The organism is Streptomyces sp. NPDC094034 (assembly GCF_040303865.1).
Classification (GTDB): domain Bacteria; phylum Actinomycetota; class Actinomycetes; order Streptomycetales; family Streptomycetaceae; genus Streptomyces.
The window spans coordinates 119428-132150 of the sequence record NZ_JBEOUD010000013.1 but is presented as its reverse complement, the minus strand read 5'-3'; the positions used below and the strand labels follow the sequence as shown (position 1 = coordinate 132150).

Here is a 12723-nt window from a genome sequence, read left to right as displayed (position 1 = left end):
AGAAATAGCATTATTCGTCACGGATGTCATACTTAGAGGCGTCAATAGCCACTGGAGCCACTGGAGGCCCGCCGGGGCCGGGACCTTGCTCCCCGGCGCTCGGGTCAGGGCAGGGTGAGATGAGCGACGATGAGGCGACCGGACTCCGGGCGGGACGACCAGCCCGTCCGGTCGAACGATCCGCCGGAGACCGATCTCCACGAGACCGATCCGTTTGACGAGGCGGCCACGGCGAAGGCGGTCATCGACGCCCGGGGCACCGTAACGGAGTGGAGCGAGGGTGCCCGCAGGCTGCTCGGCCACCGACCGTCGGAGATCGTCGGACGGCCCGCCGCCGCGCTGCTCGCCGACGGGGCGACGGCGCGGTCCCGCACCGGCGCGCTCGATCCGGCGGCGCTGGACCCGGCCGCCCTGCCGGACAGATGGAGCGGGACGGTGACGCTGCTGCACCGGAACGGGGAGCGGCTGGACGTACGGCTGCTGGCACATCGCCGGATGACGGACGCCGACGCCACCGAGTGGCTCGTCGTCTCCCCGCTGGCCCCCACGCGTACGGGCCCGCACGCCGACAGCCCGCCGCTGTCCGAAGTCGAATTCATGCAGTCGCCCTGTGCGATGTCCATCTACGACACCCGGCTGCGGCTGCGGCACGTGAGCGAGGACATGGAGCGCCTGCTGGGCCTCACCGGGGACGATGTGCGCGGATTGCGGCTGCCCGAGGCCATGCCCGCCCCGGAGATCGAGAACATCGAGCGGCACATGCTGCGGGTGCTGGAGACCGGCGAACCGCAGAATCTCGAATCCTCGTTGCGGCTGCCCGGCCACGACCATGAGTTCGCCTGGGTGGTCTCCATCGCCCCGCTCTGGGACGGCGAGGGCCGGAAAAGCGGGGTGGCCGCCGCGGTACACGACAGGACCCGGCAGAACCGTGCCCAGCAGCGGCTGCTCCTGGTGAACGAGGCCAGTACGCGCATCGGCAGCGCCCTCGACGTCGTGAGCACCGCGCGGGAACTGGCCGATGTCGCCGTCCCCGCGCTCGCCGACTTCGTCACGGTCGATCTGCTCCCCGAGGACCCCAGAGGCGGCGCGGAACACTTCACCGGCCCGCGGCCCGGCCAGGTGAGATTGCGGCGCGTCGCCCTCCGGTCCGTCCTGGAGGGCGCCCCCGAAGCCCTGGTCGAGGTGGGGGACACCGCCTCCTACCCGGACAGCGCGCCCGCCGCCGAGGCCCTGTTCCTCCAGCGGGGCGTCATGAGGAAGGTGACGGACTCCTCCGTGGCCCGATGGATGGACCCGGGGCGCGCGGCCAAGATGCGCGCGTACAGGTTCCATTCGCACATGGCCGTCCCGCTGCGCGCCCGCGGCACCATCCTCGGCGTGGCCACCTTCTCCCGTCATCGCAGCCCGGCCCCCTTCGAGCTGGACGATCTGCTGCTCGCCGAGGAGATCACGGCGCGGGCCGCCGTATGTATCGACAACGCCCGCCGCTACACGCGCGAACGCGAGACGGCGCTGGCCCTTCAGCGCAGCCTGCTGCCGCGCGCGCTGCCGGAACACGCGGCGGTCGAGTTCGCCTTCCGCTACCTCCCCGCCGACTCGGGCGCCGGGGTCGGCGGCGACTGGTTCGACGTGATCCCGCTGTCCAGCTCCCGGGTGGCCCTGGTCGTGGGCGATGTGGTCGGCCATGGCGTCCAGGCGTCGGCGACGATGGGCCGGCTGCGTACGGCCGTACGCACCCTGGCCGATGTCGATCTGCCACCCGACGAACTGCTCACCCACCTCGACGACCTCGTCAACCATCTCGCCGCGGAGGCGTCCGGCGGACAGGCCCCGGGCGCCGCGGCCGAGGGAGCCGGGGATGTCGGCGCCACCTGCATCTACGCGGTCTACGACCCGGTGTCCCGTCGCTGCTCCCTGGCGCGCGCCGGACATCCGCAGCCCGCGATGGTCACCCCGGACGGCACCGTCTCCTTCCTCGACCTGCCCGCCGGGGCGCCGCTCGGCCTCGGCACTCTGCCCTTCGAGTCCGTCGAGGTGGAGCTGCGGGAGGGCAGCGTGCTCGCCCTGTTCACCAACGGCCTCGTCGAATCGCGCGAGCGCGGCCTCGACGAGTCGTTCGCCGCGCTGCGCACCGCCCTCGCCCATCCCGCCGCGCCCCTGGAGGACACCTGCGACAACGTACTCAAGGCGCTGCTTCCCGGCCGCCCCGCCGATGACGTCGCCCTGCTCCTCGCCCGTACCCGCGCGCTCGACGCGAGCCAGGTCGCCACGTGGGAGCTGGACTGCGATCCCGCCGGGGTGGCCCAGGCGCGCAGGGACGTCGCGGGACAACTGGCCGCCTGGGGGCTGGAGGACGCCGTCTTCACCACGGAACTGGTGGTCAGTGAACTGGTCACCAACGCCATCCGATATGCCCAGGCCCCGATCCAGCTCCGGCTCATCCATGACCACAGCCTGATCTGCGAGGTCTCGGACGGCAGCAACACCGCCCCGCATCTGCGCCGGGCCCGGGTGTACGACGAGGGGGGCCGCGGACTTCTGCTCGTCGCCCAGCTCACGCGGAGCTGGGGCACTCGCCAGGGCTCGGGCGGCAAGACCATCTGGGCCGAGCAGGCACTCCCCGTGGCTGACGGGGTCGGCATCTGGGATGTGGCGGATGTGACCGACATCTGAGGGCGGGCCGGATGCGGGGCCGGCCCGGCGGGACCGAGCGCCGCTGGACGATGATGGTCGGGTGCGACTCGAAGCGATCACCTGGCAGCGGCTGACCGAGGCCGTCGCCGAGCGGGTGCTGGAGACCGGGGCGGCGGACGGCGGCCCCTGGCTCCGTGTCGCCATCGACGGAGCGCCGGCCGCCGGGACCGGGGAGCGGGCCGACGCGCTCGCGGAGGCGCTTCGGGTACGCGGCCGGTCGGTACTGGTCGTCGGGACCGGTGGATTCCTGCGGCCGGCGTCGCTGCGGTACGAGTACGGTCGCGAGGATCCGGAGACGTACTACAGCGGCTGGTTCGACACCGGGGCGCTGTGGCGGGAGGTCTTCGGGCCGCTGGAGCCCGGCGGCACCGGACGGGTCCTGCCCGATCTCTGGGACCCCGCCACCGACCGGGCGACCCGCAGCGCGCACAGCGCACTCGCGCCCGGAGGTGTGCTGGTGCTGCACGGCCCGCTGCTGCTGGGGCACTGGTTCCCGTTCGACCTCACGGTGCATCTGCGGCTGTCACCGGCCGCGCTCGGGCGCCGTACCGACGAGAGCGAACGCTGGACCCTTCCCGCGTTCGAGCGCTACGAACGGGAGGTGGACCCGGCCGAGGCCGCCGATGTGGTCGTACGGACGGATGATCCGCGCCATCCGGCGTGGGGCGGCCTCGGATACCGGCGTGGGGCGGCCTCGGACAGCGGCTGAGTCAGGGCCGGCCGCCCATGGTCGCGACCGCCCGTGCCCCCGCCCGGCAGCCCGCTGTCGCGGCCGCCACCGGGTCCGCCCCGGTGAGCCGGGCCGCGTGGAACGCGCCCGTGAAGGCGTCGCCCGCGCCCGTCGAGTCCCGGGCGCGGGCCGGGACCGGCGGTACCCGGGCCGTGACGGCCCCCGCCTCCGCCACCAGCGCGCCGTCCCCGCCCAGGGTCACCACCGCCACCCCCGCCCGACGGCTCAGCGCGGCGGCGGCGTCCGTCACGTTCGTCAGCCCGGTGAGGAGCCTGGCCTCGTCCGCGTTCGGGAGCAGGGTCTCCACGCTCCCCACCGACGCCAGAAAACGGTCCACGCCCAGCTCCTTGATGAACCCCGCCGAGGCGGGGTCCACACTCACCGGGACGCCCCGCTCCTCAGCCGATTCCATCGCGGCGAAGGCCAGTTGGCGGCTGGAGTCCGCGAAGAAGAGATAGCCGGAGAGATGCAGTCGGCCCACCCCGTCCAGCAGGGACGGTGACCAGTCGGCGGGGGACAGCCGCAGCGCGGCGCCGCTGTCGGTGAGCAGCGTGCGCTCGGCGGAGGCGTCGACCAGGCAGATCACCGTCGCGGTCGGAACGAGATCGTCGACGACGAGATGGGTACGTACGCCCGCCCGCCGCAGCCGTTCCTCGTGCCACTCCCGCGCCTGCGTCCCCACCCGTGCCAGCAGCCGCACCTCCGCGCCGCAGTGCGCCGCCCAGCAGGCCGCGTTGGCGCCGGCGCCGCCGGGCAGCGTACGGATCTCGGCGGCCGTGTCCGTACCGTGCGCGAGGGGGGTGCCGTACCGCGCCACCACATCGGTGACCACATCCCCGATCACCAGCAGCGCGGCGCCCCCGGCGCCGGTGCTCATCCGCCCGCCGCGGTCCGGCCCCGCGCGGTCCGGCCCGACGCCGACCATGCCGCCGCGACGCGCGCCGCGAGCCACACATTGCCGCGCACCGCCGCGAGGTTGGCCTCCAGCGAGGCGCCGCCCGTGCGGCGCATCAGCTGGTCCAGCAGGAACGGGGTGACCGCCTGGCCGCTGATACCGCGCTCATGACACTCCGTCAACGCCTCCGCGAGCACCCGGTCGTGCTGCTCCGGATCCAACTGCTCCGCTTCCGGCACGGGGTTGGCGACGATGAGCGCCGACTCCGGGCCGCCGAGCGCGTCCTGCGCGTCCATCACCGCCGCGACCTCCTCGGGCGCCCGGACCGTCCAGTCGACCGGTTCACCGGACGAGGTCAGATAGAAGCCGGGGAACCGGTCGGTGCCGTAGCCGAGGATGCCGACACCCAGCGTCTCCAGCCGCTGGAGCGTCGCCGGTACGTCGAGGATCGACTTGACGCCCGCGCACACCACGGTGATCCGGGTCCTGGCCAGCAGGCGCAGATCGGCCGACTCGTCCTGGGTGTCGGTCCAGCCGCGGTGGACCCCGCCGAGACCGCCCGTCGCGAAGACCCGGATCCCGGCCCGCGCGGCGAGGAACGCGGTGGCGGAGACGGTCGTGGCACCGCTCGCCCCCGCCGCGAGCGCGGGCGCCAGATCGCGATGGCCCAGCTTCCGTACGGAGTCGTCCTGGGCGACCCGTGCCAACTGGTCCGTGGACAGGCCCACCCGGGGCCGGCCGTCCAGCACGGCGACCGTGGCGGGTACGGCGCCGCCGGCCCGTACGAGCGCCTCCAGCTCCTCCGCGACCGCCAGATTGCGCGGGCGCGGCAGTCCGTGCGCGATGATCGTCGACTCCAGGGCGACCACGGGACGGTGCGCGGCGAGCGCCTCCCGTACCTCGGGGGAGAGCTGCGAAGTGATGTCTGGCATGTCCCCATCCATGGCACATCCCGCGCGGACGCAAACGTCGACGCGCGGGTGAACGGCGCTACTTTCGCGAGTGAACGGCGCTCCTGTGGCGACACGCCTCTGACGACACGTCTCTGACGACACGCCTCGGGACGCGTCCGTGGAGGGCGCGGTGCCGACCGCGCCCTCCACCGCTCGGGAATCACTCAGGCGGCCACCACTCCGTTCAGCGCTCCATGCGGATTGAGCACATACTTGCGGCTGGCGCCGTGGTCGAACTCCTCGTAGCCGCGCGGGGCGTCCTCCAGCGAGATCACCGTGGCGTTGACGGCCTTCGCGATGTGGACCCGGTCGTGCAGGATCGCCATCGCCAGGCCCCGGTGATACTTCATCACCGGGCACTGTCCCGTGCTGAACGTGTGGCTCTTCGCCCAGCCCAGGCCGAGCCGGACCTTGAGCGTGCCGGTCTTGGCGTCCTCGTCGATACCGCCCGGGTCGTCGGTGACGTACAGCCCCGGGATACCGAGCGCGCCGCCTGCCCTGACGGCACCCATCAGGGAGTTGAGGACGGTCGCCGGAGCCTCCTTGGAGTTCTTGCCGTGCGCCCGCGCCTCGAAGCCGACCGCGTCGACCGCGGCGTCGACCTCGGGCTCGCCCAGGATCTGGGCTATCTGGTCCTCGACCGACCCCTTGGTGAGGTCGACGGTCTCACAGCCGAAACTGCGGGCCTGCGCGAGCCGTTCGGCGTTCAGGTCGCCGACGATGACGACCGCCGCGCCGAGCAACTGGGCCGAGGCCGCGGCGGCCAGACCGACAGGTCCCGCGCCCGCGACATACACCGTGGAACCGACGCCCGTGCCCGCCGTCACCGCGCCGTGGTAGCCCGTGGGGAAGATGTCCGACAGCATCGTCAGATCCAGCAGTTTCTCCAGCGCCGCGTCCCGGTCGGGGAAGCGGAGCAGGTTGAAGTCCGCGTACGGAACCATCACGTACTGCGCCTGTCCGCCGACCCAGCCACCCATGTCGACGTAGCCGTACGCGGCGCCGGGACGGGCGGGGTTGACGTTCAGACAGATACCGGTCTGGCGTTCCTTGCAGTTGCGGCAGCGGCCGCAGGCGATGTTGAACGGCACCGACACGACATCGCCCACGTCGATGAACTCGACGTCGGGGCCGCGCTCGATGACCTCGCCGGTGATCTCGTGGCCGAGGACCAACCCCTCGGGAGCCGTGGTCCGGCCGCGCACCATGTGCTGATCGCTGCCGCATATGTTGGTCGCGAGCACCTTGAGGATGACTCCGTGGCGGCATTTCCGGCCCACGTTCGCGGGGGCCACACCTGGCCCGTCCTTGAGTTCGAGCGTCGGGTACTCGGTGGTCCTCACATCCACCTCACCCGGCTTGATGTATTCGACTGCCTTGTTTCCTCCGCTCATCCTGACTCGCCGTCCCTTCGGCTCTTCTCGTCCAGCGGATGACTCGGCCTGTGTGCGATGGAGTCGGCTACCGCTCGGGCGGTCCGGCCGAAGTGCCTGCCGGTACGGGACGCCGCAGGCCGACGTCCACTGCCCGCCGGGCTGTACACGCGGTGCTCTCCACAAATAAGCCTAAGCCCGGCACGTAAAGCGGACAAGTGTCGGTAAACGCACACGATCCGACCAGTTCGGAGCGGTGGTCAGGCCCCGGTGGTCGGGCTCAGAAGAGCGGTTCCGGGAGCACGCCCTCCAGAGCCAGCAGCCGACGCTTCGTTTCGAGTCCGCCTCCGAAGCCGCCGATCCCGCCGTCGCTCTCCACCACGCGATGACACGGCACCACCACGGGCAATGGATTGGCACCCATCGCCGCGCCGACCGCCTGGGCGGCCCCCGGCCGGCCCACCCGCTCGGCCAGATCGCCGTACCCGACCACCGTGCCGTACGGGACGCCCGACGCCAGCTCGCGCAGCACCTGCCGATTGAAGCCCGTGGCGAACGACCAGTCCAGCGGCAGCCCGAACTCCCGCAGCTCGCCCGCGAAATACGCGGACAGCCCGCGTATCGGCTCGGCCAGCAGTCCCGACGCCGACTCGGCGGGCTCGGTGCCCAGCCGGTCCCTGAGCTGTCCGAGCGCCTTCTCCCGCACCGGCCCATGGGCATGGAAGACCACGCTCACCAGCCCCTGGCCGGTCGCGGCCAGCAGCAATGGCCCGATGCCGGTGGACACGACCGTCCATTCCACCGGCTTCTGCCCGTAGTTGTTCATGCCGACCACGGTACGGGCCACCACTGACAACGCTCCTGGGACCGGCCCGGGGCCTCCGGTCTCCGGTCTCAGCCCACCGCGTCCCGCACCACGTCGGGGTTGTTGGTGATGATCCCGTCCACACCGAGATCCCGGACACGCACCGCGCCCGCCGCGTCGTTGACCGTCCAGGTGCTCACCGTGAGCGGCTTGCCCTTCGGGCCCTTCAGCCGGTGCACCGCCGCCACGTAGTCGCCGGTGAGCGCTCCGTACGCGGGGTTGATCTGGTCCGTGAACGCGGCGTACGCGGGTAGATCGGCCACCGCCGGAGCGCCGAGGAAGCCCGTGACGAGGTCCGGGCGCAACTGGTGCACCGTACGGACGCTGTCCGCGCTGAAGCTCTGGATGACCAGCTTGTTCTTGACGTGCCCGCGGCTCAGCCAGCCCTCCTGGCGCAGCACCCGCAGGATGTCCTGCTCGACGCCGGGGTACTGCTCGGGGGCCTTGATCTCCAGGAGCAGCTTCTGCCGGTTGTCCTCCACGGCGTCCAGGTACTGCCTCAGCGTGGGTACGCGCTCACCCGCCCACCGCTCGCCGAACCAGCTGCCCGCGTCCAGCCGGGCGATCTCCGCCGCCGTGAAGTCCTTCACCTTCCAGGGCGACCGGTCGGGGAAGATCTCCGCCACATTGGTGGTCCGCCGGAGATTGTCGTCGTGGATCACCACCAGCCGGCCGTCCTTGGTGCGCTGGACATCGTTCTCCACCCAGTCGATGCCCAGGTCACCGGCCGCGTCGACGGCCGCGAGCGTGTTCTCCGGGGCATAGGCGGAGGCGCCGCGGTGCGCGATGACGACCGGGCTGCCGCCCCTGGGCTCGGCGGCCGGGCCCGCGCTCGCGGTGGCGGCGCCGGGCAGAACCAGCGCGGTGACTCCCAGCAGAGCGGCGGCCGTTGTCACTGAGGTGCGTGCGTACACGTGTACTCCTCGCGTCGTGCGATGGCGTGTCGTGCGATGGCAGGTCGTGCGATGGCAGTCGGCCAGAGCGTGACAGCCCGCGGCCAACAGGGGACAGGCGAAGGTTGGCCACAACGTGAAGTCACGCCATGGACGCGAAGGATGGGGTGAGATCATGAAGCCACACCCGCGGAAGACCACCCCGTACCACGGGGGCGTGCGCCGTTTCGTGTCGACAAAACGCCGGGGTCCTGTTTGCTTACCGGGCCGGCCGTCCTACCCTCGCCCGAGCCGACGCTTTCGCACAGGGAGCACGAGGGGCGAGGGGCATATCGCTATGCAGGGCACGATCGACGGATTCAGCTACGGTCTCGTCACACCCGTGGCGGCCTTTCTCATGGCCTGTCTCGGCGCGGCTCTCGGGCTGCGCTGCACCGCGAGATCCCTGCGCACCAGGCGCGCCTGGAAACCGGGCGGGCTCGCGCTGGGAGCGGCCGCGATCGGCTCCGGCGTCTGGACGATGCACTTCATCGCGATGATGGGGTTCGACGTCTCGGAGGTGCCGATCGGCTACGACCGGTTCACGACATTCGCCAGCCTTGTCGTGGGGATCGTGATGGTCGGGGTGGGGATCTTCATCGTCGGGTACCGAGGCACGACCCCGATGACCCTCATCACCGGCGGCACCATCACCGGCCTCGGTTTCGCCACCATGCACTACCTCGGCATGGCGGGCATCCGGCTGCACGGCCGCGTCGGATACGACACCTTCACCGTCGCGCTCTCCGTCATGATCGCCGTCATCATGACGACGGCGGCCCTCTGGGTGGTCGTCTCGCACCGCGGCTTTCTGGCCGGTCTGGCCGCCAGCGCGGTGATGGGCGTCGCGTCGACCGGGATGCACTACACCGCGATGGCCGCGGTCCATGTCCATCTGAGCGGCGCCGTCGGCGACTCGGGCGGCGCCCCGCCCGCCGAACTGCTGGCCCCGATGCTGGTCGGTCCGGCCTTCTTCCTGCTGCTGGCCGGTGTGGCGGTGCTGGTCGACCCGCTGCTGGTGACGGGCCGCCGCGAACGGTCACGCTCCGCGGCGGCCGTGACCGGGCCGTGCGGGCGCCAAGGGGTGCCCACGCAGCGGATCCGGCCGCGCCCGGGCCTTCGCGTGCACGCCGACCGGGCGGCCGCCAGGTCCGCGCGCCGCGGCTCCCAGGACCTCCACGACTGGTGACGCGGGTGAGCGGTCGCTCACTCCGGGTGATCCGGGGCCGCTCGCCGTCCCACTGTCAGTGCGGGGTCGTACGGTGGATCCATGCGGCCCGTTTCCAAGATCGAACGTACGGTGGCGCCTTTCGAGGTCGTCAGCTCCTACCAGCCCAGTGGCGACCAGCCCACGGCCATCGCCGACCTGGAGCGGCGTGTCCGCGCGGGCGAGAAGGACGTCGTCCTGCTCGGCGCGACCGGCACGGGAAAGTCGGCGACGACCGCCTGGATGATCGAGAAGCTCCAGCGCCCCACGCTGGTGATGGCGCCGAACAAGACCCTGGCCGCCCAGCTGGCGAACGAATTCCGTGAGCTGCTGCCCAACAACGCCGTCGAGTACTTCGTCTCGTACTACGACTACTACCAGCCCGAGGCGTACGTTCCGCAGTCGGACACCTACATCGAGAAGGACTCCTCCATCAACGAGGAGGTCGAGCGGCTGCGCCACTCCGCGACGAACTCCCTTCTCACCCGCCGCGATGTGGTCGTCGTCGCCTCGGTCTCCTGCATCTACGGCCTCGGTACGCCCCAGGAGTACGTGGACCGGATGGTGCCGCTGAAGGTCGGCCTGGAGCTGGACAGGGACCAGTTGCTGCGCCGCTTCGTCGACATCCAGTACACGCGCAACGACCTCGCGTTCACCCGGGGCACCTTCCGGGTCCGGGGCGACACCATCGAGATCTTCCCGGTCTACGAGGAGCTGGCCGTCCGTATCGAGATGTTCGGCGACGAGATCGAGGCGCTGTCCACGCTGCACCCGCTCACCGGCGAGGTCATCAGCGACGACGAAGAGCTGTACATCTTCCCGGCGAGCCATTACGTGGCCGGTCCCGAGCGCATGGAGAAGGCGGTCAATGGGATCGAGCGGGAACTGGAGTCCCGGCTGGCCGAGCTGGACAAGCAGGGCAAGCTGCTGGAGTCCCAGCGACTGCGGATGCGGACGACCTACGACATCGAGATGATGCGCCAGATCGGCTCCTGCTCGGGGATCGAGAACTACTCGATGCACTTCGACGACCGCGCGCCCGGCTCCGCGCCCAACACCCTCCTCGACTACTTCCCCGAGGACTTCCTGCTGGTCATCGACGAGTCGCATGTCACCGTGCCGCAGATCGGCGCGATGTACGAGGGCGACGCGTCCCGCAAGCGGACCCTGGTCGACCATGGCTTCCGGCTGCCGTCCGCGCTCGACAACCGCCCGCTCAAGTGGGAGGAGTTCCAGCAGCGGATCGGCCAGACCGTCTATCTCTCCGCCACTCCGGGTACGTACGAGCTGTCCCGCTCCGACGGCTTCGTGGAGCAGATCATCCGTCCCACGGGCCTGATCGACCCCGAGGTCGTCGTCAAGCCCACGGAGGGCCAGATCGACGATCTGGTCCATGAGATCCGCGAGCGCGCCGAGAAGGACGAGCGCGTGCTGGTGACCACACTCACCAAGAAGATGGCCGAGGACCTCACCGACTACTTCCTGGAGTTGGGCATCCAGGTGCGGTATCTGCACAGCGATGTCGACACCTTGCGCCGGGTCGAGCTGCTGCGTGAGCTGCGCGCCGGTGAGTACGACGTCCTCGTCGGCATCAACCTGCTCCGCGAGGGCCTCGACCTGCCGGAGGTCTCCCTGGTCGCGATCCTCGACGCCGACAAGCAGGGCTTCCTGCGCTCGGGCACCTCGCTCATCCAGACCATCGGACGGGCCGCGCGCAATGTGTCCGGTCAGGTCCATATGTACGCGGACAAGATCACCCCAGCGATGGCGCAGGCGATCGACGAGACGAACCGGCGCCGGGAGAAGCAGATCGCGTACAACACCGAGCGCGGTATCGACCCCCAGCCGCTCCGTAAGAAGATCAACGACATCGTCGCGACCATCGCGCGCGAGGAGGTCGACACCGAGGCCCTGCTCGGCACGGGCTACCGGAAGTCGAAGGACGGCAAGCCCGCCAAGGCCCCGGTCCCCTCGCTCGGGGCGAAGCCCGCGAAGGGCGGCAAGGCGGGGACGACGGGCGCCGTGCTCACCGACCGGCCCGCCGCCGAACTGGCCGGGATCATCGAGGAGATGACCGACCGGATGCGGGCCGCCGCGGCCGAGCTTCAGTTCGAGGTCGCCGCGCGGCTGCGCGACGAAGTGAGCGAACTCAAGAAGGAATTGCGGCAGATGAGGGAAGTGGGGCTGGCCTGACACACCGGGACACCTGGTGTGTTGCAAGACCGACACAAAAACGGTCCAAGCCTCCTGCAATGTCCCTGTGACTGCGTAGGGTGCTGCGCAACCGCATACGGACGGTTGCGGGGGAACCATTCGAGAGGGGACAGCGCGTGGTGGACGTATCCAAGGGCAGTGCGCCCGGAGGCCCTGGCGTCAATCTGACCAAGGGTCAGGCCATCAGCCTGGAGAAGAAGGGCGGCGGCACCCTGACGGCGGTGCGCATGGGGCTCGGCTGGCAGGCCGCCCCCCGCCGGGGCCTGTTCGGCTCCCGCACCCGCGAGATCGACCTGGACGCCTCGGCGGTGCTGTTCGCCGACAAGCAGCCGGTCGACGTGGTCTTCTTCCGCCATCTCGTCAGCGACGACGGCTCGGTACGGCACACCGGTGACAATCTGGTCGGCGGCGCCGGCCAGGGCGGCGACGACGAGGCGATCCTCGTCGACCTCCAGCGGATCCCGGTCCATATCGACCAGATCGTCTTCACGGTGAACTCGTTCACCGGCCAGACGTTCCAGGAGGTCCAGAACGCCTTCTGCCGCATCGTCGACGAGACCAACGGCCAGGAGCTGGCCCGCTACACGCTCGACGGCGGCGGCCAGTACACCGCGCAGATCATGGCGAAGGTTCACCGCGTGGGCTCCGGCTGGCAGATGACGGCCCTCGGCAACCCGGCCAACGGCCGTACGTTCCAGGACCTGATGCCGTCGATCCTGCCGCATCTGTAGGACACGGCGACGGCGTCGTCGAGTAAACGCAGCTCCCGGAGGCCGGCGCAGGCCACCGGGGGCTGCGCCGCTGCGGTCGCACAGAAGTACCCCCGCACCGGGCATCCGCACCACAACACCCGTACTGAG

The 12723-nt window shown here is 70.7% G+C and carries 10 protein-coding genes; 5 read left to right on the top strand and 5 right to left on the bottom strand.

The genetic code is table 11. From position 1 onward, the window contains the following. Positions 1-129: 129 nt before the first annotated feature. Positions 130-2673 carry an ATP-binding SpoIIE family protein phosphatase gene (locus ABTZ59_RS14795; protein ID WP_351396202.1) on the top strand — a complete coding sequence of 848 codons (2544 nt, stop codon included), beginning with the start codon at positions 130-132 and terminating at the stop codon, positions 2671-2673. Between the two features lie 61 nt (positions 2674-2734). Further along, a complete protein-coding gene (locus ABTZ59_RS14790) occupies positions 2735-3403 on the top strand; it encodes a nucleoside/nucleotide kinase family protein (protein ID WP_351396200.1) in 669 nt (222 codons plus the stop codon). A 1-nt stretch (position 3404) separates the two neighbouring features. On the opposite strand, the gene ABTZ59_RS14785 is transcribed toward ABTZ59_RS14790, so the two are convergent. The 5 genes from ABTZ59_RS14785 to ABTZ59_RS14765 all read right to left on the bottom strand — a co-directional run bounded on the left by ABTZ59_RS14785 (position 3405) and on the right by ABTZ59_RS14765 (position 8424). Next, the gene (locus tag ABTZ59_RS14785) at positions 3405-4301 is read right to left on the bottom strand and encodes a carbohydrate kinase family protein (RefSeq protein ID WP_351396197.1); all 897 of its coding nucleotides are present in this window, start codon (positions 4299-4301) and stop codon (positions 3405-3407) included. After that, positions 4298-5251 (bottom strand): pseudouridine-5'-phosphate glycosidase, encoded by a 954-nt coding sequence (locus ABTZ59_RS14780; protein ID WP_351396195.1) that lies wholly within the window; start codon positions 5249-5251, stop codon positions 4298-4300. Before ABTZ59_RS14780 ends, ABTZ59_RS14785 begins: the two co-directional genes overlap by 4 nt. A gap of 185 nt (positions 5252-5436) precedes the next feature. Further along, on the bottom strand, positions 5437-6666 hold the full coding sequence (fdhA, locus tag ABTZ59_RS14775) for a formaldehyde dehydrogenase, glutathione-independent (RefSeq protein ID WP_351396192.1): 1230 nt from the start codon (positions 6664-6666) through the stop codon (positions 5437-5439). A 259-nt stretch (positions 6667-6925) separates the two neighbouring features. Next, a complete protein-coding gene (locus ABTZ59_RS14770; RefSeq protein ID WP_351396312.1) occupies positions 6926-7471 on the bottom strand; it encodes a methylated-DNA--[protein]-cysteine S-methyltransferase in 546 nt (181 codons plus the stop codon). Between the two features lie 68 nt (positions 7472-7539). Next, complete coding sequence (locus ABTZ59_RS14765; protein WP_351396190.1) at positions 7540-8424, bottom strand: glycerophosphodiester phosphodiesterase; 885 nt, start codon at positions 8422-8424, stop codon at positions 7540-7542. Positions 8425-8740: 316 nt separating this feature from the next. Here ABTZ59_RS14765 and ABTZ59_RS14760 point away from each other — a divergent pair, with 316 nt between their 5' ends. The 3 genes from ABTZ59_RS14760 (at position 8741) to ABTZ59_RS14750 (ending at position 12594) form a co-directional block, all read left to right on the top strand. Then, positions 8741-9631, top strand: coding sequence for an MHYT domain-containing protein (locus tag ABTZ59_RS14760; RefSeq protein ID WP_351396187.1), 891 nt, complete (start codon positions 8741-8743; stop codon positions 9629-9631). 81 nt (positions 9632-9712) lie between these two features. Beyond that, positions 9713-11842, top strand: a complete 2130-nt coding sequence (gene uvrB, locus ABTZ59_RS14755; RefSeq protein WP_351396184.1) for an excinuclease ABC subunit UvrB — start codon at positions 9713-9715, stop codon at positions 11840-11842. A gap of 185 nt (positions 11843-12027) precedes the next feature. Continuing rightward, positions 12028-12594: a TerD family protein gene (locus ABTZ59_RS14750; protein WP_030353647.1), complete on the top strand. Its 567-nt coding sequence runs from the start codon at positions 12028-12030 to the stop codon at positions 12592-12594. Positions 12595-12723: the final 129 nt, after the last annotated feature.